The 23,200-nt window shown below is 48.2% G+C and carries 19 protein-coding genes and 1 tRNA gene; 8 read left to right on the top strand and 12 right to left on the bottom strand.

The genetic code is table 11. The annotated features are described in order from the left end of the window. Nucleotides 1-77: 77 nt before the first annotated feature. The 5 genes from GKG36_RS04715 to GKG36_RS04695 form a co-directional block, all read right to left on the bottom strand. Nucleotides 78-1,334, bottom strand: a complete 1,257-nt coding sequence (locus GKG36_RS04715; RefSeq protein WP_154259457.1) for an AAA family ATPase — start codon at nucleotides 1,332-1,334, stop codon at nucleotides 78-80. A 14-nt stretch (nucleotides 1,335-1,348) separates the two neighbouring features. After that, nucleotides 1,349-1,993, bottom strand: a complete 645-nt coding sequence (locus tag GKG36_RS04710) for a relaxase/mobilization nuclease domain-containing protein (protein ID WP_154259455.1) — start codon at nucleotides 1,991-1,993, stop codon at nucleotides 1,349-1,351. After that, nucleotides 1,968-2,207: an antitoxin gene (locus GKG36_RS04705; RefSeq protein ID WP_242963100.1), complete on the bottom strand. Its 240-nt coding sequence runs from the start codon at nucleotides 2,205-2,207 to the stop codon at nucleotides 1,968-1,970. The genes GKG36_RS04710 and GKG36_RS04705 overlap by 26 nt, the downstream gene beginning before the upstream one ends. A 370-nt stretch (nucleotides 2,208-2,577) precedes the next feature. Beyond that, entirely contained in the window at nucleotides 2,578-2,775 is a 198-nt protein-coding gene (locus GKG36_RS04700; RefSeq protein ID WP_097779353.1) for a helix-turn-helix domain-containing protein, read from the bottom strand. A 197-nt stretch (nucleotides 2,776-2,972) separates the two neighbouring features. Then, nucleotides 2,973-4,862, bottom strand: coding sequence for a hypothetical protein (locus GKG36_RS04695; protein ID WP_154259451.1), 1,890 nt, complete (start codon nucleotides 4,860-4,862; stop codon nucleotides 2,973-2,975). A 235-nt stretch (nucleotides 4,863-5,097) separates the two neighbouring features. On the opposite strand from GKG36_RS04695, the gene GKG36_RS04690 reads away from it, so the two are divergent. The 6 genes from GKG36_RS04690 to GKG36_RS04660 all read left to right on the top strand — a co-directional run bounded on the left by GKG36_RS04690 (nucleotide 5,098) and on the right by GKG36_RS04660 (nucleotide 12,004). Further along, a complete protein-coding gene (locus tag GKG36_RS04690; RefSeq protein ID WP_154259449.1) occupies nucleotides 5,098-6,882 on the top strand; it encodes a hypothetical protein in 1,785 nt (594 codons plus the stop codon). Between the two features lie 23 nt (nucleotides 6,883-6,905). Further along, nucleotides 6,906-8,018 carry an ATP-binding protein gene (locus GKG36_RS04685; RefSeq protein WP_154259447.1) on the top strand — a complete coding sequence of 371 codons (1,113 nt, stop codon included), beginning with the start codon at nucleotides 6,906-6,908 and terminating at the stop codon, nucleotides 8,016-8,018. A 106-nt stretch (nucleotides 8,019-8,124) separates the two neighbouring features. Then, nucleotides 8,125-8,412, top strand: a complete 288-nt coding sequence (locus GKG36_RS04680) for a hypothetical protein (protein WP_154259446.1) — start codon at nucleotides 8,125-8,127, stop codon at nucleotides 8,410-8,412. 407 nt (nucleotides 8,413-8,819) lie between these two features. Next, the gene (locus GKG36_RS04670) at nucleotides 8,820-10,100 is read left to right on the top strand and encodes a zinc-ribbon domain-containing protein (protein WP_173012886.1); all 1,281 of its coding nucleotides are present in this window, start codon (nucleotides 8,820-8,822) and stop codon (nucleotides 10,098-10,100) included. 304 nt (nucleotides 10,101-10,404) lie between these two features. After that, the gene (locus tag GKG36_RS04665) at nucleotides 10,405-11,508 is read left to right on the top strand and encodes an ATP-binding protein (protein ID WP_154259444.1); all 1,104 of its coding nucleotides are present in this window, start codon (nucleotides 10,405-10,407) and stop codon (nucleotides 11,506-11,508) included. After that, nucleotides 11,498-12,004 carry a hypothetical protein gene (locus GKG36_RS04660; RefSeq protein WP_154259442.1) on the top strand — a complete coding sequence of 169 codons (507 nt, stop codon included), beginning with the start codon at nucleotides 11,498-11,500 and terminating at the stop codon, nucleotides 12,002-12,004. The genes GKG36_RS04665 and GKG36_RS04660 overlap by 11 nt, the downstream gene beginning before the upstream one ends. A 342-nt stretch (nucleotides 12,005-12,346) precedes the next feature. On the opposite strand, the gene GKG36_RS04655 is transcribed toward GKG36_RS04660, so the two are convergent. From GKG36_RS04655 to GKG36_RS04635, 5 genes are all read right to left on the bottom strand, one after another. Next, the gene (locus GKG36_RS04655) at nucleotides 12,347-13,030 is read right to left on the bottom strand and encodes a helix-turn-helix transcriptional regulator (RefSeq protein ID WP_154259440.1); all 684 of its coding nucleotides are present in this window, start codon (nucleotides 13,028-13,030) and stop codon (nucleotides 12,347-12,349) included. Continuing rightward, complete coding sequence (locus tag GKG36_RS04650; RefSeq protein WP_173012895.1) at nucleotides 13,011-13,550, bottom strand: DUF3990 domain-containing protein; 540 nt, start codon at nucleotides 13,548-13,550, stop codon at nucleotides 13,011-13,013. The genes GKG36_RS04655 and GKG36_RS04650 overlap by 20 nt, the downstream gene beginning before the upstream one ends. A 16-nt stretch (nucleotides 13,551-13,566) precedes the next feature. Beyond that, nucleotides 13,567-14,706, bottom strand: a complete 1,140-nt coding sequence (locus GKG36_RS04645; RefSeq protein WP_243145072.1) for an XRE family transcriptional regulator — start codon at nucleotides 14,704-14,706, stop codon at nucleotides 13,567-13,569. Between the two features lie 329 nt (nucleotides 14,707-15,035). After that, nucleotides 15,036-15,111, bottom strand: a tRNA-Val gene (locus GKG36_RS04640). 67 nt (nucleotides 15,112-15,178) lie between these two features. Next, nucleotides 15,179-15,781, bottom strand: coding sequence for a TetR/AcrR family transcriptional regulator (locus GKG36_RS04635; protein WP_154259434.1), 603 nt, complete (start codon nucleotides 15,779-15,781; stop codon nucleotides 15,179-15,181). Nucleotides 15,782-16,030: 249 nt separating this feature from the next. Between GKG36_RS04635 and GKG36_RS04630 the strand changes: the two genes are divergently transcribed. Further along, nucleotides 16,031-18,130, top strand: coding sequence for an MMPL family transporter (locus GKG36_RS04630; RefSeq protein ID WP_154259433.1), 2,100 nt, complete (start codon nucleotides 16,031-16,033; stop codon nucleotides 18,128-18,130). A gap of 7 nt (nucleotides 18,131-18,137) precedes the next feature. Then, on the top strand, nucleotides 18,138-20,048 hold the full coding sequence (locus tag GKG36_RS04625; protein WP_154259432.1) for a hypothetical protein: 1,911 nt from the start codon (nucleotides 18,138-18,140) through the stop codon (nucleotides 20,046-20,048). A 280-nt stretch (nucleotides 20,049-20,328) separates the two neighbouring features. Here GKG36_RS04625 and GKG36_RS04620 read toward each other — a convergent pair whose 3' ends face one another. Beyond that, nucleotides 20,329-21,474 carry a glycoside hydrolase family 88 protein gene (locus GKG36_RS04620; protein WP_154256270.1) on the bottom strand — a complete coding sequence of 382 codons (1,146 nt, stop codon included), beginning with the start codon at nucleotides 21,472-21,474 and terminating at the stop codon, nucleotides 20,329-20,331. 4 nt (nucleotides 21,475-21,478) lie between these two features. After that, nucleotides 21,479-23,035 (bottom strand): glycoside hydrolase family 28 protein, encoded by a 1,557-nt coding sequence (locus GKG36_RS04615; RefSeq protein ID WP_154259431.1) that lies wholly within the window; start codon nucleotides 23,033-23,035, stop codon nucleotides 21,479-21,481. Nucleotides 23,036-23,200: the final 165 nt, after the last annotated feature.

Below are 23,200 nucleotides of genomic sequence, written 5' to 3'. Positions count from 1 at the left end.
CTTTTGGCTAAATAACTCTGGTCTTTTTTGTTGGGGCGTGTGCAACAGCCCCGTGTTATCATTTTGAATAATAGGTTTTAGATACAAGATTCCCGAATTTTTGCAAGATCACTGTTCAGAAGCGTTTCATGTTCCAGAAGACCATGCTGCACAGCAAGCAGAAATTCCTTATTATTATGAAGAATCTTATAGGCTCTGCGGTAAAGTTCTTCCAGTTTTGCTGATTTGATGGCTTCATTATAAGAAAGTCTCTGCTCGGACATTCTGTTGTCCCCTGATTCAATTCCTACGAAGCCACCACCTGCAAAGTGACACTGCCAAATATCCATGAGCTTATCTGCTTGCTCTATATCGGCCGATGCCTGAATATCCATAACACCATAGATCAGAGACACACCCGCTCTGCCTGCCAATGTTTTGGTCACTTCATCCAGAAATTCCTCCTCATTTTGTGCATAAGTAGCACAGCCATTTGCCATACCACCGATTACACCTTGGCTTCCGCGAACCGTGACAATTCCAATGCTTCCGGGGTGAAGAACTTCTCCGACCACTGCATGGGCTGCTTCATGTACTGCAATCTTCTGCAACTCTGAGGAGTCAGTTTCCTTATCCGTTTTTTGGAGTTTATATACCACCTGAAGAAGAGCTTCTGTGATATCTTCCTTCTGGATGTGCTCATGACCTTGATAGACACTGTTCAGCGCAGCAAGGTTCATTACCGTTTCCAGTGTAGCACAGCTTACCTTGGGCATAGCCTTGACGATATCTGAAATCAGTACATCCTCTGCCAAATCTTTATCCCTGAGATAGTAGCTGACAATGTTCTCTGCATTCTCTCCAATCGGAGGTTGCAGATAGATCACATAATCAAATCTACCCGGTCTCAACAGGGATGGTGGCATATACCTTGTATCGTTAGTAGTAGCAATCACAAAAAGATCTGTATCCTTTGCATCATCAATACAGGCTTGCAGACAAGCCCATTCCGGCGCATAGGGAGAATTCGATTCTACATAGAGGTTCAAATCTTCTAGGAGCAGTATACTAGGTGCTTCCTCCTTTGCCATAGCAAATACAGTCCTTAATTCATCCAGAAAACTGTTTTCCTGACTGGTTTTACGAAAAACAAAGGGCTTCCGTTCGGACTCTTCCATCAGGATAGATGCCAGCAGACTTTTTCCAAGACCAGGATCAGATTCCATCAGCAGCCCTCTTGGAATAGAAATGCCCTTTCTTTTATAAACCTCCGGTCTTTTTAGAATATCCAGAATCTGACGCAGAATCTCTTTCGTAGATTCGTAGCCGATAACTTTTTCATCAAACTTATCCATTGTATTCTCCCTTCTTATTTGCGCTTTGATTTTTTGTTCTGATTCATTTGACCTTTTGCTGTCAGAGAAATGCTTCCGTATCGAACGATATCATCGCCATACAATGCAGCTTCTCTTGACTGTCTCATTTGGATATTATTTTGAAGCATCTCGTCAAACTCAGATTTCCATTGATTTGTTACCGTTACAAGCATATTCCACTCAGATTCCCATTGAATATGAAACATATTCTGTGTTTGAAACGATACTGCACAAACTACAAAATGAATATGTACATTAAATCTATCCGCATGAATTCCATAGGCTGTAATATAACCTTTCTTCGCATAGATACTTGCTATTCTTTCTGCTAGAGATACTACATCCTGTGGCAAAATACAATCTGTTGCTGCGAAGGAAACAATGCGGTGTTTTGCAAACTGCGGAATACCTTTATGTCTTCTCCTGACTTCAAAAAGCATCAGATGATAAACTGAACTCGGATCACACAAATATTCATTGGGAATCATCGCTGGCTGACAACCTGCTAAGGTATTTGTTACAGTATTCGCTCTTTGACTATCTTCTGCTGTTTTATCTAATCTAAGAATATAATGCAGTAACCGTTTTAAATCTTCCAAAGTTTCATACTTCTCATTTTTGAGTTCGATATAACACATATCTATGAACCTCCTCTTTTATCCCTTCCAGATCTTTTTCACTCGCATAATATCCAATATTAGATATAATTTCATCAACAAGGTCTGCATCTATTTTGGTAAAATAGATTGCGCTCTTAAATACTTCTGTGGCATTTTTACCAGTTTCATTCATTCTCTGTTGTAAATGAACTTTATCTTCATCTGTTAATCGTATACTAAAGATATTTCCCATTATAATCACCTTCTTTCTATCTATAGATTTCATAAAGATAAATTAATATCATTGAAAATATAGATGAGAATTTATAGAATAAAATATTATTTATGACGGCATCCGCCTCCCCCTCCTAGCAAGAATAGCCAAATGTATATACACTACACATTCGGCTGCTCTTGTGCGACTGTTTGTACTACAACTATTCCATTCAGCCGCTTTATCCTAATGTTAGTGTCATTAATAAAGATTAACTTTCACCTTCCTTCTGCTCTATACATTATTTAGCATTAACATTGGATTACCCGTATGTACATCACTCCATCAAGCACTACTTTCAGGCAATAGAAAACCCACATGGAACATCATCCATGTGGGCTTTTTCATGTTACCACCCAACTGATTTCAGGTGGGATTCTTGTATAATATATTCCTGTACCGCTCTCTTAGGAATCCTCCAAGATCGGCCGATCCTCATGGCCTTTATCTTTCCAGACTTCAAAAGCTTATAGGTAGTGTTCATACCGCATCCCAGCATATCAGCAACTTCTTCTGGAGTGATCAGAGTGTCATAGCAATCAAACATAACGGCAAATCCTCCTTTGGTGGGTTACTATAATGTTGCCGAAGGTCAAATCACACCAGATACAGAAAAAGGGCGACCACTTGCGTGATCGCCCTGAATTTATGTCAAAATACTATTATGTGTCTCTTGTTCCTACACTTTCAAAAAAATTTTGCTTGAAAATTCCCATTTTCTTGATATTAGGGAGCATTTAACGCTCAAATTTTTTCAGAAGTGTAGGATGCAATACGCTTTTCTGCTTGTACAGCTTCATATTTAAGCAGTTTTCCACCATCCGTAAGTTCTGGTTCCCATTCCCAATAATACATATAATCATTGCCCTTGATACAGTTTTTTATTTTTCCTAATCTTATTGTCCATCTTATCTTGGCTCTTCCGAAGTCATTTGACCCAGCCATAAGTAGTTTCATTATAACCTTATAGTCCACTTCTGTGTCTAATGATTCGCTTTCTACCTCCGGAATTTCAACTCCATTTTTCTCCATCCAGTTTTTCATCAGCTGCGGATTTTTCCATCCACAAATAGCCTCTATACGACCCGATTTCCAAACACGCTCATATCGAAAATCTTTTACCCTAATACTCTTCTTTGTTTTTCCAAATACTTTTAAAAGCCTTTCCCAATTGTCGTCCACTCCAAGTGGCTTTAGCCTAAGCGTTTTTTCCTCTACTTGAAGTAATTCTTGTTCTTTGAGTGCCTCAGTAAATTTATCTTGTTCTTCCTTTTGGTTCTCACTATTCTGTACAATAATAAATCCATTGTGCAATTTACTTACTATACTTTCGATAGGGCCATTCAGTTCATATTTGGTCGGAGGTACTTCATCAGCACAATAATATTGCGGTATCACATCAAAATCAAAATCAGGGGCTTTGTATAAAATATCCCGGTTTAAAAAGCACATATAAATAGCCGAAATTGCATCATCCGAAATACGTGGTTTCACCTCTTCCGAAATAAGAAATGTTTTTTCTTTTTTATCTAAGAAAGAAAAGTAATAGTCCCAGTATTCATCAATATAGTTACCGAGAATTCTCTCCGCCTCTTGTATTGCCTGCCAATAGGTCGCGCTCCCTTTTTTGAACTTTAAATTTTCATATGCATATTCCACAAGAGCAACCGCTACCATATTTAAATATCGGCCATACTGGCACATGAATGCAGCGCCTTCATATTTTTCAATGATTTCGTCCAAATAGAATGCCATTGGATAGCAAGATTTATGTATAATCAATCTTGCAGTTCTTTGATCTATTTTTTCTTTTCCTATACGGTTTAATTTTTCGCAGTGATATATATTCTCACGTGCAAAATATAAGACAACGGTTTCGCTATGATTTCCTTTTTGAGAAAGATCTACTTTACTCATTTTTTCAATAGCTACACATAAGTCCTCGCATCTATCTTTCAATCGGCTTTTTTTCTGTTTTTCTAGGCTTCCTGTGTCTGATTCATCAAATATTTCTTTTTCTTTTTCTGCCAGTCTTAAAACATTCCAACTTACGCTGTCACGATTTTCTTCCACAATATGCTTTGTTGCAGCGCTAAACAACGGCGTCAAAAATTCCTTTACTTTCTCGTTTTTCTTCATTGTGGGAATAAACTGGTACGGGCATATCAAGTTAAATGGAAATTCTTCCGTATGATTCATTTTTATCTGTTCCACTTTTTTTGTTTTGCTCGCCAAGGCACGCACTCGTCTTTGATATGTCTCGTACCCTTCCCCATCTTCATCCCAATCAAAAATTTTCTTTTTAAATTCTGAAGCCGATATATTTCGTGCTGTTAAATACCTCAATGACATCATCACACATCCAATTGCATTGGCTTGAAGTATCTTGGGCGGATTGCTATCGCTTTTACAATGCATTCTAAAATAATGCAGCATTGGCCAGTTTCCCTTTTCCATATCTTTCAAAATCGCTTTGACCGCATTGACTTCATTGTTTTCTTCATGACTTAAAGTCAATTCCAACGGTAATTCTTTCGCATACAATCGAAAGCTAAAACGCTTGCATCTTTCCAGCTCATCGCGAGTTTCCTCCAGTTGCTTTTGATTTTCAAACAATACCATTTTCTCAATCATTTCATCTCTCCAAAAGTCGGCCTTTTACATCATTTTGATACTTTTCTCATTTTCGGTCACGAAAGCTCAAATTTGTTTTTCTTCAAAAGTGCTAAAATTTAATTAGAAAGATCACAGTATCTTTCCCTCCAGTCTGCACCTTGACAACCGCATAGCGGGCAGTTGACCCCGAGACCGACCGGACAAACTGCCTGCCGTCCGCCAACTCACCTCATAAGATAAGAAAGGATACTTTATGAATGCTTCAAACACTAGCGGCATGATCAATGCTCTTCAGAATCTTGATGGAACACCCTATAATCCGCCAGAAGAAGTCAGTTCGACTCTTCCTAAAAGAAATTGGACACAAACAGTTACCACAACGCAGGATGTTACACAACGTCCAACTTACTCACAACGTCCAATTTACTATAATAGTCCTGTACCGCCATCTACTCCCTCGCACCAATCACAACAGCCATCATCCTCTCAATGCAATCCTCTTGATGCAAACGCTCAAGAGCTTCAAGCGGCATGGGAGAGTGACGCACAAAAAGCCTACAGACAGAAGGCACTCAGTTTCGAAAACTTTGGCTTAACTACTGATCCTCAGGGCCATCTAGTCCTCTTGTACAGTAACAGCATCCATACTATTGAAAAGCCTTTTAGTGCTTGCCGAAATCTTCGGGCACAAAAAATTGTAGAGCATAGCACCCAAAAAGAATACATCAAATATACGTTTGATACTCCTACCGGAGAACACAAAGAAGTTATAGTTGATGCAGCCTGTAATGCCGTTCATCGCTATACTTTGCTGCAAGACCACGGTTTTGTAACTACAGCAAATTTTTCACGCGCCATTTGCGCGGAGTTGATGGCTCGTTATACCGCACCTATGCTCAATTCTGTTCCTCCGCTGATAAAGTACTCTCCCGGCTGGTATTCTTCTAAAAACTCATGGGGTTTTCAAGAAAGTAACTGGGTTGATCTTAACACGGTGCTTTTTAGCTTTACTCTCCCGTCCACATCTGACATGGTGATGTATCAGTTGCTATCGCTATATGCCGTCCTACAGGGACGTTTATCTCCCGAGTTATGGATCAGACGCCCGTTCTGTGTACTGACGCATAACCGGCATCTACACACAGATTTGAACCTTGACGAATCATCTCGCGTATTTAAAAAAGAGTTAGAAAGCTTGATCGACCGCCCTCTTGTATGGATTCGCGCTGAAAACATCAACTTCAATGAGTCTTCCAGTGCCTATAGTCGGGACAAAAACTATCAAGCGCTGATGAATTCTATGCAAAGCGATCAGAGACACCCCGTATATATCGTGGTGTCTCAAGACTTAACACCTCGGCAGCGAATATTTTGTTTACCAGTACAAAATTTCTCTGACCACTGCGTTAGAACCAATTCGCTCAATTCAATTGGAGATCTGATAAAGCTGATTATCGGGAACTCCGATGCATTTGAAGCTCAAATCGATAAAGTTTACACAGAATTTTTTGACGAACTCGGAGAAGACTGCCCCGTTCGACAGGAAATTTCCGTACTAGCCGCGATTGCTGCTGTCGTACAGTGGTATTTTTCTATCAGAGACCCCAGTCAAAAAGGGGTAGTTGCACGTTCCCATAATGAATGCCTTACCCTATATATTCAATACTGGGAGAGGTTCAATGGAGATAGTATCAACAGTTTATTCCGGAATGCACTCTATGCAGCCCGGCGAAGTGATATGATTTGTTTTCGTCCACTCGAAGATGTCGATAGCAGTTTTGACTGTCAGAAGGAGATTCTATATGATGATACCTATTATTATACATCGACTGCCCTTTTGAAGAAAATCATTAAGGTGCAGCTGCGATCCTATATGCCGTCCGACGTGCTCAATCGTCTGAAAACTGCCGGGGTTCTTTCGGGATCAGTCCCCAAAACGCTCACCTTTGCACCAAATGAATCAAAGGATTTTCGCTTTCGAACACTTCTGAGAAGTAGCCTACATCAACCCGGAAGTCGTGACCTTGTTGAAATCTAAAAATAAAAAGGAGTTTGATTATTATGTCTATGCTATCGCAAACCTACATAGGAAAGTACTATGAGGGCAGCCAAGAACTATCCGTTTCCACAAAAAGTATCCCCGGACAGGATAACGATTCTTATGTCATCCTCGGTGAATCCGGCTACGGAAAGAGTGTTGCTGCCCAAAGTATCGTGCTGCAAAAGGCTTATCAGGGACATCGCATCCTCGACCTCAACATTCATAACACCTCTTCATCCGAGCACATCTTTCCAATTCTCAGAAAGGCATTTGAACAACTGTCCTCAAAAATTGATGCATACAACACGCCAATTCCAACAACGCTCTTCAATCCACTACGCTATGCGGATGGAACTACGGAATCATCAGCAGATTTGAGTTATACGCTTTCCAATATTATAACCAAGTATATCAAATTGAGCCGCACGGAAACAGCTGCTTTTTCCGATAGTTTGGAATATGTAATCTCAAACCTCGACGATAATCCGGATATCTTTCCAGCAATTCTTAAAACCCTTGACGAATTTGACACGAAAGCATCAAGAAGTGCATCTGCTCATCTTGCACCGCTCCTGCGGCACAATGTCTTCCGAAATCAACCGATTAAACGCCATTCTGGAATCGAAATTATCAACCTAAGCAAATTTCCACCCCTCTTCCAGAAAGTGATTGCTGACTTGCTTCTGTTCGATGAATTTCGCACTGCATCACAGGGAGGACAACCGCCACGCTACATCTACATAGATGAGATGCAGAACCTCTCCATCGACAAGGACTGTTATCTTGGCAAAATCCTGACAGAAGGAAGAAAATACTCTCTGAATGTGATCCTTGCCAGCCAGAGTATCCGTGAGTTTAACGCGTCCGAAAGAACAATGCTCTGCCAAGCAAACCACAAACTTCTCTTTCACCCTGCTCTCCTAGAAGTAAAGTATTATGCCGAGCTTCTCGCATCTCCACAGCATCGGGCTGAGATTTCTGACCTTTTACGGAATCTGGAGGTTGGGCAGTGCGTTTTTCAAGGCCCTATCTATATTGGAGAAGACTCCAAACCAACTCGCGCTCCTATTTGTGTGAACATCAGTCATCTGGAAGATATTGCATCGGCTTCATTGTCGAAATCGAGCACCTGATTCCATTGCCAGCATTCAAAGGCAGAAATTTATAACCAAGTGTTCTTGTAATATAAGTAAAGCTTTAAATGCTTCGCTTGTCAATCATTTTTAAGGAGGATTTGTCATGAACATCCCAGATGGATTTTTTAACGATCCTGTCTCCCTAGAGTATTCTGATCTGCTATCAACTATGAGGCCCGCCATCTATTTTACAGCGCCTCCATGTTGCCACTCCGGCGATTGTGGATACATCGATTGTAGTGCTATCACGCTGCGTGACCAGAGTCTATTTTTTAACTGTGGCTATGTCAGCCCCCCTTTAAACGCCCAATATGAGGTGGTACAACCTGATTTACATTCTTTGGAGCGTTATGACTTCTCAAAAATGCCAGATCTTCCCTGGTACCCTTAATCGCCCTTTAAGAGTCCTATATCTGAGAAAGATATTCTTACTTTGAAGCCGCCTGTGCTTTCCATCATTTTACGAAAGGAGAGAAAAATTATGGTTAATAAGCCGCAGGATTTTCTTACACTAACAGGTGCTGCACGTCGTGCACGGAGCGAAGGGTATGATATAACATACCACAGTCTCCGCAATCTCGTAGCCGCCGGTTACATAAGTCACGTACCGAACGGATCACGTATCTACATCTTTTACCCAAATTTGGTAAATTTCATCCAGAATGGTCTCACAGCTGAACAGAGCCTGGAGTACCAGCTCTCCCGCGCCCGTAACTAATTCGACCATCCGCCCTCGGCATCCTCCAAATGCCGGGGGCATTTTTGAAGCAAGTTCAAAGCAATAGGAGGTTCAATTCTATGTTCTGTGAAAATTGCGGTCATCAAATCTCAGATACCGCTAAATTCTGCTCTGCCTGCGGTCATCCCGTTGGCACAGCGCCATCCCCCGGTGCAGTAGCTCCACCTGCCGTTCCAGCCAAACGAGAATCGCCCCGGCTGAAAGCCTCGTCTGGCAATGGCAGCATCACACGAATGTCCGGAACACGCCGGAAGCCATGGCTGCTCCGAATGCCAATCCCTGATCCTCACACCGGAATTACAGTCATGAAGGCTGTTGGCACCTACGTCACCCGTGAAGAAGCAGAAGCTGTCCGCGCAGAGATGATGAAGCGTCCGGCTACACCCTATCAGGACTCTACCCTGCAGGACTGCTTCCGGATGTTCAAAGAGTCCCGTGAATATAAGGGCCGGTCCGATAAGGCTCGCGAGCTCTATGACATTGCGTGGAAATATCTCCGTCCGCTGTGGCACTTCAAAATTGCCGCCCTCTATGCGCAGGACTTTCAAAACATCTTAGACAAGATGGCCGATAACGGCCTGTCTCAAAGTATGTTGGAAAAAGAGCGTACTCTTATCAGTAAGCTGTATCGCACAGCCATTGGCTGGCGTGTCGTGGATGCCAACCTTGCATCTGTCCTGAAAGTCGAAGGACGCAAATCTCCGGAACGCGAGATTTTCACGGACGAACAGGTGACGCTGATCCTGAGCCAAAAGAACACGCCCACCGGGCAGATGGTAATTGCTCTTCTGGCCTGCGGAGTGCGTATCTATGAGCTGCTGCACTTCAAACACGAAGATTTTCACCGCACGGAATCCGGTGCTTATCTGATCGGCGGCTGCAAGACCGAGGCCGGACGCAACCGCATCATTCCCATTCTCGACTTTGGCATTCCGGTTTTTGAACATGCGTATGCCACCTCTGTGGAAAATGGTCCGCTCTTTCCCAATGGAAAAGGCGGTTTCTGGAATGAGAAGAACTGGCGTAATCGCAAGTTCTATCCTTTCCTGGAGGAAATCGGCATCCAGCCGAATCCTTACGACGAAAATGGTAAGCGCAAACCGGAGTTTGCCGGGAAGCTTGCCACCTATACGCCCTACACCACCCGCCATACCTACGCCAGCCTTTGTGACCGCGCAGGCGTCAACAAGGATATCCTGAAACGCGCTGTCGGGCACACGCCCAAATCCAAAACGTTAGATGAAGTCTATCTCCATCCGAAAGCGACCCAGATGATCGAAGCATTTGATAAGGCCAATCAGCTGGTCAATGATGAAGTTCTGACCACAACGAAGGCATAACAACTTCAAAGAGAAAAGCTGCCGATCCGTGAGAATCTTTCTCTCATGGATGGCAGCTTTCTTTTTTGCACAATTCACTTTCGAGTACTCTGCTTCATTCTTGCTTACCTTTGCGCCCGATCCAGAACAGTAATCACCGTTTACAGGCACCATTTGCAGGTAACCTAGAAAACAGAATAATAGCACTCCGATGCCGACAAATCTGTTTTCGACACTATATTCGACGATTAATCCGTTGCAATCACAGGTCATCCGTGGTATCATTAGTTCGTAGGATTCAATGTAATGGAAAGCTGGTGTTCAAATGATTGTTTTAAACCTTACTTTAGATCGCATTTACGGATTCAATGATTTCAATATCAATTTTACCTATCCAAAGAAAATCGTTAATTCCATCATCGAAGCTGAACATTTGGCTGGTAGAGAACGCTTTCGTTATAAAAAGGCCGTTATTTTGATGGGGGCAAATGCAACCGGAAAAACCAGTCTCGGTAAAGCTCTTCTCCGTATTTTCGGATACATTTCCTCTGGGAATTCTTCGCTTTTATATGATATGGTTTCCGGTGAACATGGAACTTTTTGTATCGATTTTGTCAACGGCGATTATCGCTTGCAGCGCATCTATGCCACTATTATTCCTGCTAAAACTACAGTAAATATTCGCTATGAAACCGCTGACATTGGCACCATGGACTCTTACGAGAAGTGCATTGACAAGCTGACTGATCATACTACTGAAGCTACGCAAACACCCACATCCCTAAAAAATTGTGTTGGCAGCTTCCAATATCGTTTTGCCTATCCCGAAATCGAAAAATCGCTTAAGCTGACAACAGACAACAAAAAAATTCTTCTAAAAACTCTTCAAGCCGTAATTGGCACGCTTGATCCCACACTTCAAGATGTCCAACTATCTAAGGATTTAAAAGACACTTTTATTATTCGCCGCAATGACACTGAAATCATTATTCAGGAAGGAAAACTGCTAAACCGTGATGTTCTATCCAGCGGAACGGCCGAGGGCATTGATGTTGCCATGTTCCTAGCCTCTATGGTTGCAAAAGAAGGCAGCTTCTATTATTGCGATGAACACTTTTCTTATATTCAGAGCGATATCGAAAAGCGTATCTTCGGCATCATGTTAAACCAGCTTTCTAATGATGAGCAATTGATTTTTACCACTCATAATACGGATATGCTTGATTTGAATCTGCCAAAGCATAGCTATATTTTCTTAAGAAAGCAGTTGGAGAATAATGATTATAAAGTTTCTGCCATCTCCGCATCTGATGTCTTGAAGCGCAACACAGATTCCTTACGCAATGCAGTAGAAAACGATGTGTTCTCTTCTCTGCCTCAGGATTCCCTATTGGATGAACTGGAAATGAGGTGGGCTAATGAACAGTAAGTGCATCTACTATGTTGAAGGCCCCTGTGAACAACAGCTGATTGCCGCGTTAAAAGAGAGTCCTGCAAAACTCGTTCCCGGAAAAGTAAAGGTCTTTAATGTTGTTCAAAACCTAATTCCAAAATCGCAAATGCTTTCTATACAAACTGGCACCATTGTGATATTGGTTTTTGATACGGATGTTCCTGTCACAGCTAATCTCCAGAAAAATCTAGAATTACTTCGTCGCTACTGCGGAAAGCTGCGAATCGTCTTCTTGCCACAGGTCTTAAACCTAGAAGATGAACTTACTCGCTGTACAGATGTAAAATCCGTTACAGAACTTACCAAGAGTAACAGTATCAGAAACTTTAAAACCGACTTTTGTAAACTAAAAGTCAAGGATTGTCGTGCTATGTTGGAGCGACATGGTCTTGATGTCACAAAGCTCTGGACAACAACTGTTCCCTCTGCATTTTCTTTTATTGAAGGCAATAGCAACCAAGCCAAATTGTAAGGAAGTGTTTCACACAAGTTCGACAGGTCGCTCTGCTTCCCAGAACGACCGCCCTATCTGCGCTTTCCTTTCCTTCACGACTGCATTGTTTCCAAGAATGAACCCGAAAAATGTACGATTATGACATCAATGGGAAAAGCATCAATAGAAATCCGCCGTAATCATAACAACTTCAAAGAGAAAAGCTGCCAATCCGTGAGAATCTTTCTCTCATGGATGGCAGCTTTCTTTTTTGTTTGCACAATCTGTGTCAGGTCTCATCGCTTCATTCTTATTTATTGCAATTCAACTTTTTAATGCAACGGCAACAGCGTTGAATTGCATATCGCAAATATGCTGTTTTCATGTTGCACTACTTTCTTGCCTTGCGATAAAATTCAGCGGTGGAACTTTCTCCATCAGATCCTCCACGTTGCAATTCAGCGCACGCGCAAGGCGAAGCAGCGTTTCTGCTTGTGCTTTGTTGATGTCCTTCTGTCGCTGTTCGTACTGCTGGATGGTACGCACAGGCACATCAGCCTGTCCTGCCAGTTCCGATTGGCTCAATCCGGCCAATGTGCGCATGGCTTTCAGGTTTGTTTCCGGCTTTGCCGCACGGTACAACTCGTTCATCTTGTCTACAAACTGCCGTACATCCATCTCGTGGTAGGGCGTATACAGCAGCCGCACTTTCGTGATAGACACTGCCTGTTCAATCTCTGCAAAACGCAGACTGGTCAGCCACTGGTAATAGGCAAGAGCCCAACCTGTCCAGTATTCCGGGCTGCGGTCGTAGGCATACGAGGGTTTCTGCATAGGCACGGCTTCGCCCGCCTGCTCCAGTACAGCGCGGGCAAGTTCTACACCGGACAAGCCCACCAACACAGAACAATCCCCCTGTTCAAACCGAAAAGCCATCTTACTGATAAGAAACCACTGCCATGCCGTCTCCAACGGATAATGCAGATCGTTGACAAGATAATCCAACATCCGGGCAAGATTTTTCTGTGCAGCAGAAAGATAGCTTTTATCGTAAGCGTGGATCATTGGGCTTCATCTCCTCGTCGAGAATCGTGGTAATATAAAGGTCTCCCCTCTGACGGCGGTTGCGCTCCACGTCAAGATATTGGCGGCGGGCTGTCTGGTCACGGAAGGCCTTTTTCTTATACCATTCTTTAGAGTCTGCGGTCTCATAGCCGAGAAATTCCAGCTGTTCAAAGGCCGCTTTGCTTTTCAGCACGAACTGCTGCCCCAGCTTGCCCAAGCGCATGGCATTGCACAACTGGCGGTAAGAGATTGCGCCGTTGATAAAATCGGATGCAAAGGAAAAATAGCTGTCATCTGCCCTGTAGCCAATGATGATATCTGCAGACTTATAGTCGAGGTGAAAAGTGTTTATCAGGTATTCTTTGGCTTCTGCGGCCAGCGGGGCAGAAGTATCGAATTCGCGGTTCTCCAAAAGAATCGTCAGCCAATGCAGCATCGTGTAACCGGGAGCGTTCAAATCCAGAATGGTCAAACCGTCGCATTCGATTTTATACCGGTTAGCGTAGCCATTGTGGTCGATGCCAACGCCCCACTTTTCACCCTAAAAGTACTCTTGCTCTGCGCTGTACCTCTTTTTCGATCATCTTCAAGCGATTTGGCGGCAGATTATAACGTGTCGCTCTGCGGTCAAAATGGAAATCCAGCAGCTTATGGAGCATCGCACGGTGACGAGGTTTCATTGCGCTCTTTGCAGCTGCAAAGAAATCATCATATGCAAGCGGAAGCAGTGTGCGGGCATATTCATCAAATGCTTTCTGGTTGTCCCAAAGATCCGTTCCGCCCAGACTGAACAGCGAGTTTCCGTGGTCAAACAGCGGAGCGGGTGCCGCAATCGTGTTGGTCTTATTATCCACCAACACACCAAAATTTCCATAGTGGCGGTCTGTATTGCAGATGATTGCATCAAAGACCAGCATATCTTCCAGCGCATCCACAAAGTTCTGACCTAACGTCTGATAATACGCAAAAATTGCTTTTATTCCGCCTTTGGACACAAGCTGTCCGATGGGAATATAAGAATACTCTTTGCTGGTGAACAGCTCACACTTGGAACAAAGCGTCTTTTTCAGGTCTTTCGTCAGAGTGTAGCGAATCGCATTCACGCCCATCACCTGTGCAACTTGATAAGCGTACAGTTCCGAGTATGGTTCAAACCCCAGATTGCTGAACCCTGACGTGCCACCTTTATAAAGATAGATTTTTCCGTTTTGCCTGCGCCAGCATTTGGGCAGCATCCCGTTGGTCGAGAACTCCGGGCAGGACGCAAGCGAAGTTCGTATGCTGCTGCCATATCCTGTAAAGGCAATTGCGGCCAGCACCTGACTGAATCGGTTATCGTAAAGATTTACTTTTTCAAAAGTATCCCCGGAACCCTCTGCATCTACCCAAAAGCAATCATTGAGTGAAAGTCCTTTGCAGACGGTGATAATTCCCAGCGGACGATTCAAAGAAAGCCCCACCTTAGAGAGCAGAGCATCTACATACGCTCGGTTCTTCGGAATTGTGCGATGCCGCAGCCAGCGTTCTACACCATCTTCTGATACAGTCAGGTTCAAAGGTAAAAAGGAACGGTTTTCTTCGTAGACCTTTATAATATGGAGGTCAGTATCTGCACTGTCCATGTTTGCTTCAAAGGTAAGCAGTGGCAAATCAAAATGCCTGATGGTGTAGCGCACAGCGATTTCTCCTTTCATCCATGATCTTTTTCTTTATTATACGGCATCAGAATCCGAATGAAAAGCACCGTCGTCATTCTGTACAAAATTCAAGGATAAAATTTTACACCCCAAAATCTGCAAAAATCGGGTTTTCAGAGCCATTTTGCCGTTCCTCTCCGAATTTTGCTACAGATCTGCTACAAACTTGCTACAAACGACTGAAAAGGGGGCCTCCCACACGTTTCATTATCAATATGCAAAAGTGAATCCGCTTCACTTTTGCATATCAAAAAGCACGTAGATACAAGAAAAAGCCGCTTATCTTTTCAGATAAACGGCCTTGCATTTGGTGGACGGTACAGGACTCGAACCTGTGACCTCCTGCACGTCAAGCAGATGCTCTACCAGCTGAGCTAACCGTCCATAAGTCATATCGACTTGAATAGTTTACCACAGCCTGTGCAAAAAAGCAATACTTTTCTGTGATTTTTTATTTTTCCGCCTTCAGCGACCTGCGGACGATATCGTACAGCACCGGCTTCATGGCTTCAATATCATCGGGTTTGCCCTCCAGCACGCTGGAATAGCACACCGACATGCACATGCTGCCCAGTGCCGTGATGCGCTGGTAGATCTCCCGCTCGGTGCGGCCGGCCATTTCCGGGCTGGTCAGCACCACATTCAGCAGCTTGCGCATCAGCGGCTCGGCTTCGCGGCTGGCTTCGATCTGGTCCAGCCCCGGCCATATGAAGTTGTGCTCCAGAAACTTGAGCACCAGCGTATCCTTCCGTAGTGCTTCGATGATGTGGTCGATCACCGCCACCATCTTGTCCGGGAAGTTTTCGAGCTCTGTCTGCTTTTCCACCGCTTCGCACGCGTTGCTCAGCAGCTGGTAGCTCACCCGGCCCAGCAGCGCCTGCATCACCGCACCTTTATCCTGAAAATACAGATAAAAGGTGCCCTTGGCCACCTTGGCCCGGCTGGTGATATCCTCTACGCTGGTTTTTGCGGCACCTCGCTCCAGAAACAGATCATAGGCTGCCTCCAGCAGTGCCCGGCGCTTCTCCTGCTTTTTGCCCTCCACGGTACCCATATTCCCTGACGATTCCTCTTTTCCGCTCGGTTTCATTCGCTCATTTGTGTTGTCTCAATCATTTTAGCAGTCCTTTCCCGATAGTGCAAGTCAAAAAAGCTATACAATTTCAGGCAGTTGATAAGAAAACTGACTTCTGGTCATTTTTGTACTTGACACCCGGTTTGTCATGGTTATAATAGTGTTTGCTTGGAAATGACCACCAGTCATTTTACTAAGATTTTTAACCATTTTCTATGGAGGGTTCTCATGAAAAAGATCGCACAGGGCATTGTGCGGCTGCGCAAGCTGATCCTGACAGTAGCATTCCTGCTGTTGATCCCTTCCGCAATCGGCGCAATTGCTACCCGCATCAACTATGACATCCTCACCTACCTGCCGCAGGATCTGGACTCCATGATCGGCGAGGTAGCCCTTGAGGACGATTTCCATCTGGCCTCCACCGGTATGATCACGGTAGAAGGCTTACCCACAAACGAACTGATCGCCATGAAGAAGAACATCGAGGCTGTTCCCGGCGTGACCCAGACCTTCTGGCTCAGCGATGTGATCGACCCCAGCATCCCCACCGAGATGCTGCCCGCCGATGTGCAGCAGTTCATGTTCGGCAAGAACGATTCCACCATGCTGATCGTCCGCTTTGACGCCCCCAGCGCCAGCGACGAGACCATGGAAGCCGTCGCTCAGATCGAAAAGCTGCTGCGCAAGGACTGCTTCTTCGGCGGTATGAGCGTTATCCTGCAGGACACCAAGGCACTGGTCAATCAGGAAATGCCCATGTACATCCTGATCGCCGTGGGTGCCAGCCTTCTGGTGCTGTTCCTTTCGCTGGAAAGCACCATCACCCCGCTGCTGTTCATGCTGGGTCTTTTGTTCCCCATTGCGTACAACTTCGGCACCAACATCTTTCTGGGCCAGATCAGCTACATCACCGAAGCGCTGGCCACCGTGCTGCAGCTGGGTGTCACGATGGACTTCTCCATCTTCCTGCTGCACCGCTATCAGGAAGAGAAGGAGCTGCGCTCTTCCAACGAGGAGGCCATGACCAGCGCCATCTGCAAGACCATGACTTCCATCTCTGCTTCCAGCCTGACCACCATTGCAGGCTTCCTTGCACTGTGTGCCATGCGCCTGACGCTGGGCCGCGATATCGGCCTTGTCATGGCAAAGGGCGTTGCCCTCGGTGTCATCTGCACCGTGGTCATCCTGCCCTCCCTGATCCTTACCTTTGATAAATGGGTGGAAAAGTACAAGCACCGCACCGTGATCCCCAAGCTGAAAAAGCTCAGCTACTTTGTCTCCAATCACTCGGTGCCCATCGTGGTTATCTTTATCCTCATCCTCATCCCCTTTGCCATCGCGCAGAACAAGACCGAGGTCTACTACACTCTGTTCGACTCCCTGCCGCAGGACCTGACCGGCATCGTGGGCACCAACAAGCTGGGCGAGGACTTCGGCATGACCACCAGCCACTTCATTCTGGTGCATGACGATCTGACCGCCACCGAGGTGAGCGACCTGTGCGATGAACTCAAGGACGTGGATGGCATTACGCAGGTCGTGAGTCTGGATTCCATCACCGGCCCGGGCTTCCAGACCGAGCTGCTTCCCGACAGCATCATGGAGATCCTGCAGTCCGGCGGCTACAAGCTGATCCTTGCCAACAGCTCCTATAAGACCGGCACGGATGCCATCAACAACCAGCTGGACGAGATGATTTCCCTCATCAAGACCGTTGACCCCGAGGGCGTCATCACCGGCGAGGGTGCCATGACCAAGGACCTGATCGAAGTGGCAGACGTAGACTTCAAGAACGTCAACGTCTGGTCCATCATGGCCGTTCTGGTCATCATCGCCGTTTCCTTCAAGAGCATTTCCATCCCGGCGCTGCTGGTGGCCAGCATTGAAGCCGCCATCGCCATCAACATGGGCATCCCGTACTTCACCGGTACGCAGCTGCCCTTCATTGCAAGCATCGTCATTGGCACCATCCAGCTGGGTGCTACCGTGGACTACTCCATCCTGATGACCACCCGTTACCACGAGGAGCGCGCCTTTGGCCGCACCCCGAAGGAAGCCGCCCAGCAGTCGCTGGAGCACTGCAGTCAGTCCATCCTGACCAGCGGCCTGACCTTCTTTGCCGCCACCGTCGGTGTGGCTGCCATCAGTAAGATGGAGCTGCTGAAGAGCATCTGCCTGCTGATCTCCCGCGGCGCACTGATCAGCATGGTGGTCATCCTGGTGATGCTGCCCGCAGCCCTGATGCTGTGCGACTGGATCATCCGCCACACCACCCTCAAGTGGATGGTACCCGAATCCGCCAACGCCAAGAAGTCTGAAAAGGAGTAATTACGTTATGAAAAAATCGCTTCGTTTCGCCAGTGCGGCGCTGGCTCTCACCCTCGCCGCAGGCTGTGCAATGCCCGCATTTGCAGCTGGTAAGAGCAGCTTTTCCAAATCCGAGACCGTCTATGCTGTGATGAACGGCGACGGCTCCATCAAGAGCACCACCGTCAGCGAGCACCTGTACAGCGCCTCCGGCCTTGCAAACGTCACCGACAAGACCACCCTGACCGACATCCAGAACACTGAGAGCGATGCCGAGTTCACCCAGAACGGGGAAGAGCTGGTGTGGAACACCAACGACACCGATGTTTACTACAAGGGCAATACCGACAAGGCCCTGCCCATCGATGTGAAGGTGACCTACGCTCTGGACGGTCAGGAAGCCGCCCTTGAGGACATCATTGGCAAGAGCGGCCACCTGACTGTGACCGTCAACCTGAAGAACAACGAGACCGGCACCGTGAACGTGAACGGCAAGGACCGCACCATCGTCACTCCGCTGATCACCGCTGTGGGCGTCATTCTGGGCGGGGATGCTTCCAACGTGACCGCAGAACACGGTATGATCGAAAGCGCCGCCAAAAGCAGCGTTGCCGCCTTTGTCACCCTGCCGGGCGTGAAGGATTCCCTGTCCGGCTTGCTGCCCGATGAGGTGAACAGCATCGAAGACTATCTGCAGGACACCGTGACGGTGGAAGCCGATGTGGAAGACTTTACCTGCCCGCAGGTCATGGTAGCCTGCGCTACCAGCACGGCCGCTCTGGGCACGAGCAACGTGTTCGACCTGAGCAGCATCAACGACCTGACCGACGGCATCAACCAGCTGAACGATGCCATGAGCCAGCTCATGGACGGCGCTTCCCAGCTGGTGGACGGCACCTCTCAGCTGGCAGGCGGTGTTCTGGCCCTGCTGGACGGTGCCAACACCCTGAACAACGGTGCTGCCGCTCTGGACGACGGCCTTGGCCAGCTGACCAACGGTCTGGACACCCTGAGCGCCAACAATGCAGCACTGAACGCCGGTGCGCAGCAGGTGGCGGACGGTGTGCTGGCTTCTGCCAACAAGACCCTGAAGGAAGGCGGCCTGATCGACGAGGACATGACATGGTCGAACTACGAGGCTGTGATCGACAACATCCTCACCATGAACGATAAGACCCTTGCTGCCGGCCGCAAAAAGATGGTGCGCACCATCTGGGAGCAGGCTCCTAGCTTCAAGGACAGCCAGCTGGATCTGGCCCTGTATCTGTCCGCGACCAAGACGAACCACGATCTGGAAGCAGCCCTCAAGCTGATGCAGAACTTTGACGCTTCCATGCTGACCGGCGCTCTGGAGATGGTGACCAATGCCGATGCAAAGAACACCGCCAAGGCCGAGCTGAAGTATCAGGTGGAGAACAGTCAGGATATGGCCGATGTCCGCGCCCTGAAGACCAGCCTTTCTCAGATCCAGTTCTTTGTTTCCAGCGTGAACCAGTACACCGCAGGCGTGCAGACCGCTGCGGACGGTGCCCACTCCGCAAAGGATGGCAGCGCACAGCTGGCTGCAGGCACCAAGACCCTGTATGACGGCGTGAACACCCTGAACACCGGTGCAGGTCAGTTGAATGACGGCGCAGGCCGGCTGAACGACGGTCTGAACCAGTTCAACGAGGAAGGCATCTCCAAGCTGACCGGCGCGCTGGATCAGGATCAGCTCCATGGCCTGAAGACCGTGCTGGACGAGATGACCGACCGCCTGAACGACTACACCAGCTTTGCCGGTGCACCGGACGATGCCGAGAGCAGCGTGAAGTTCGTCTACAAGACCGCTGAAACCGTGGCTGCTGCTGACACCACTGCAGCCGTGACTGAGACGGTGAAGGAAGGCAATATCTTTACCCGCCTGTGGCAGCGCATCGTGAACCTGTTCAAGTTCTGATAAGACATCTTCGAGAATTCATGTTGAACCTCTTTCCATAGAGAAGGGGCTGTTGCAAAACAGCCCCAACGAAAAAATGAGATAGACTTCCCCGAAAGGGGCTGCCTATCTCATTTTTTTTTGAGATCTGCCTTTGAGTTTTCAGCGTTCTGCCCGTTTTGTACGGTGAATGCGGCTGTTTTCAACATTTTAAAGAGACGCTGTTTTGCAACAGCCCTGCGGGCGATGGAATGGCCCGACTCGTGTCCGGCAAGAAAGCTGCCCGCCCACGATATGCAGTTTACTTGCGTGCGATCATTTCGGTGTAAGCCAGCACCAGCGGGCCGACACCCTTGGCATCGTTGCAGACCACCGGCTCGCTGAAGTAGTAGGCCAGAGAGCCGTCGCGGTGATCCTTGCCGCCAAGACCCGCCACCAGGCAGATGCCGTCCAGCTGCAGACTGCCATCCGGGTTCTTGGAGAGGTACTTGTCGCAGGTGCCGTAGAAGGCCTTTTCGGCCCATGCGGCCATGCGTTTAGGCAGGTAGCCCAGACGCACGCCCTTGAGCACGGCGTAAGCGAACAGAGCGGTGCCGCTGGTCTCGAGGTAGTTGCCCTCCACACCGGGGTGGTCCATCACCTGCCAGAACATGCCGGTCTCCTCGTCCTGGAATTTGTGCACATCCTCAATGGTCTGCTTGAGCATTGCCATGATGCCGCGGTACTCATTGTACAGCTGCTCGTCCATCCGCTCCAGCACATCTACCATCGCCACCATGAACCAGCCCATGGCACGCAGCCAGAAGTTGGGGCTGCAGCCGGTGACGGGGTCGGCCCAGTACATCTGGCGGCTCTCATCGTAGCCGTGGTAGTACAGGCCGGTCTTTTCGTCCCGCATGTGCTTTTTGATATTCATGAACTGTTTGTAGCTGTCGATGCAGCCCTGCATCTTATTGAAGCGGGTCTCGTATTCCATGTAGAAGGGCTGGGCCATGTAGGTGCCGTCCAGCCACACCTGCCACGGGTAGATGTCCTTGTGCCAGAAATTCCCCTCTTTGGTGCGGGGCTGGGTGGCCAGCTGGCTGCGGATGGTCTCGATGGCCTTGCGGTACTTTTCATCCCCAAAGATATCGTACAGGGTGAACAGGTTTTTGCCCTGATTCACGTTATCCAGATTGTACTCCTTGGGGTCGTAGGTCTTGATGGAGCCATCCTCCTGCACGAACCAGTCGATGAAGTTCTTGGAAAAGCGCAGGTACTTCTCGTCGCCGGTGGTCTTGTACAGGCTCAGGCAGGCCGTGATCATGCAGCCGTCGATGTAGTTCCACTTGTTGGGCTTGCCGCTGCGCACCTTCTCGATGTTCCACATGGGTGCTTCGGCGCTGGAATTGGCGATCAGGTAGTCCACGTAATCGCCCAGCATGGCAAGAATTTCTTCATGGGTCATGGTATCAGTCCTCCTCAAAATGGCCGACATTTGCAAAGTGCAGGCGTTCGCCCTCGTAGCCCTCGATCTTCACGTTGTGCAGGTCGATCTCCTTGACGTTCTCGGCGTAGATGGCCAGCTTCTTCACCAGAGGGCGGTTATCCGCCATAGCGGCCTGACCGGCCTCGGCATTGGGGTCAAAGGTGATCGTGACGTTCTTCATGGAAACGCGCTCAATGGGCTGCTCCGGCAGGCCGTCGAAGTAGCATCCCGCGAACTGAGCGTCGGTGGCGACGATGTCCTCCATGGTCAGGCTGCCCAGCTTCGGGGTGTACTCGTCCACGGGCATGGCATCGCGGCACTGCACATAGGGGCCGTGGCCGTCCGGGTCGCAGAAGTAGAACATGTTGATGACGAAGGGTGCCTTGACACCGCGCATCTCCACGTTGCGGAACACCAGCCCGTCGATGACGGCGGTGTTGCCGCGGCCACGGCGGGTCTTGACGCGCAGGCCGCGGTCGGTGTGGTCCATCAGGCACTGGGTGACCACCATATCCTTCACACCGCCGCTCATCTCGCTGCCAATGACGATGCCGCCATGGCCTTTGTCCAACAGGCAGTTGCGGATAACGGTGTGCTCACAGCTCTTTTTCAGCTTCATGCCAAGGAATACCTTGCTGGCCTTCATGGCAATGCAGTCGTCGCCCACATGGATGTTCACGCCGATGATGCGGATATATTCGCAGCTTTCGGGGTCGATGCCGTCGGTGTTGGGGGCATTGTAAGGATTGTTGATGTTGAAGTTCAGCAGGTCAAGGTGCTTGACAAAGATGGGGTGGATCGTCCACGAATAGCTGTTCTGCACCGTGATGCCGTGCAGGCAGATGTTCTCGCTGTCCACAGCAGCCACAGCGCGGGGCCGCCATGCGATGCGCTTGATCTTGGGCGTTACCCACCAGTCGCCGTTCTCGGCATCGCAGTCCAGCGTGCCCTCGCCGGTCACAACGACATCGTGCACCTGCGTGATGTTCAACAGACCCGCAAAGCTGCTCAGGGGATTGCCCTCCCAGCCGGTCAGGTAGTATTCATCCACCTCGTTCTCGCTGGGGATCACGCCGGGCAGGATGGGGTAGTGGGCGCGGTCATTGTCGCCCAGCAGCACAGCGCCCTTTTCAAGATAGAGGGTGGTGTTGCTTTTCAGGAACAGGCTGCAGGTGCGGTAGCGGCCTGCGGGCACGTACACTGTGCCGCCCTTGGGGCAGGTGGAAAGAGCCGCCTGCAGCTTGAGGGTGTTGTCCGTGGTGCCGTCGGCCACCAGACCGTAGCGGGAAGCATCCACAAAGAAGGTCTCGGCCTCGGTGGTAAAGGTGCAGGTCAGGCTTTCGCCCTCGGCCTGCACACCCACCGTGTACTCCGTGCCGGGCAGCAGGGAGAACAGGGAGAACACGTTGGTCTGGCAGGCTTCGTAGACGGTCTTGCCGTTCAGGGTAACGGTGAACGGGTGGGCCGGACGATAGCACAGGCCGTTTTCCAGCTCGAAAACAGCGCTGCGCGTCATGGAACGGATAAGCGACAGATTCATGGGAGAACCTCCTGATGGTTTTGTCTTGCCCGCAGGAAGCGGACATGATATGATAAAGATTAGAATGAAGGGAACCCCTTCCGTCGAACCCTCGCGGGTTTGCCACTTCCATCCGTGATGGAGGCTTTGGCATACCGGAAAGCTTTTCCTCTTCGCCAGAGGCTC

The organism is Faecalibacterium sp. BIOML-A1, assembly GCF_009679715.1.
In the GTDB taxonomy this organism is placed as follows: Bacteria; Bacillota; Clostridia; order Oscillospirales; family Ruminococcaceae; genus Faecalibacterium; species Faecalibacterium taiwanense.
This window is presented reverse-complemented; position numbering and strand designations above follow the sequence as displayed.

Excerpts from the sequence above, each read along its gene's own strand:
- GKG36_RS04690 (WP_154259449.1), top strand. The coding sequence starts at position 5,098 with ATGAATGCTTCAAACACTAGCGGCATGATCAATGCTCTTCAGAATCTT.
- GKG36_RS04625 (WP_154259432.1), top strand. The coding sequence starts at position 18,138 with ATGAAAAAATCGCTTCGTTTCGCCAGTGCGGCGCTGGCTCTCACCCTC.
- GKG36_RS04680 (WP_154259446.1), top strand. The coding sequence starts at position 8,125 with ATGAACATCCCAGATGGATTTTTTAACGATCCTGTCTCCCTAGAGTAT.
- GKG36_RS04700 (WP_097779353.1), bottom strand. The coding sequence starts at position 2,775 with ATGTTTGATTGCTATGACACTCTGATCACTCCAGAAGAAGTTGCTGAT.
- GKG36_RS04630 (WP_154259433.1), top strand. The coding sequence starts at position 16,031 with ATGAAAAAGATCGCACAGGGCATTGTGCGGCTGCGCAAGCTGATCCTG.
- GKG36_RS04695 (WP_154259451.1), bottom strand. The coding sequence starts at position 4,862 with ATGATTGAGAAAATGGTATTGTTTGAAAATCAAAAGCAACTGGAGGAA.
- GKG36_RS04685 (WP_154259447.1), top strand. The coding sequence starts at position 6,906 with ATGTCTATGCTATCGCAAACCTACATAGGAAAGTACTATGAGGGCAGC.
- GKG36_RS04620 (WP_154256270.1), bottom strand. The coding sequence starts at position 21,474 with ATGACCCATGAAGAAATTCTTGCCATGCTGGGCGATTACGTGGACTAC.
- GKG36_RS04705 (WP_242963100.1), bottom strand. The coding sequence starts at position 2,207 with ATGGGAAATATCTTTAGTATACGATTAACAGATGAAGATAAAGTTCAT.
- GKG36_RS04655 (WP_154259440.1), bottom strand. The coding sequence starts at position 13,030 with ATGATCCACGCTTACGATAAAAGCTATCTTTCTGCTGCACAGAAAAAT.
- GKG36_RS04660 (WP_154259442.1), top strand. The coding sequence starts at position 11,498 with ATGAACAGTAAGTGCATCTACTATGTTGAAGGCCCCTGTGAACAACAG.
- GKG36_RS04715 (WP_154259457.1), bottom strand. The coding sequence starts at position 1,334 with ATGGATAAGTTTGATGAAAAAGTTATCGGCTACGAATCTACGAAAGAG.
- GKG36_RS04670 (WP_173012886.1), top strand. The coding sequence starts at position 8,820 with ATGTTCTGTGAAAATTGCGGTCATCAAATCTCAGATACCGCTAAATTC.
- GKG36_RS04635 (WP_154259434.1), bottom strand. The coding sequence starts at position 15,781 with ATGGGTACCGTGGAGGGCAAAAAGCAGGAGAAGCGCCGGGCACTGCTG.
- GKG36_RS04665 (WP_154259444.1), top strand. The coding sequence starts at position 10,405 with ATGATTGTTTTAAACCTTACTTTAGATCGCATTTACGGATTCAATGAT.
- GKG36_RS04710 (WP_154259455.1), bottom strand. The coding sequence starts at position 1,993 with ATGTGTTATATCGAACTCAAAAATGAGAAGTATGAAACTTTGGAAGAT.
- GKG36_RS04615 (WP_154259431.1), bottom strand. The coding sequence starts at position 23,035 with ATGAATCTGTCGCTTATCCGTTCCATGACGCGCAGCGCTGTTTTCGAG.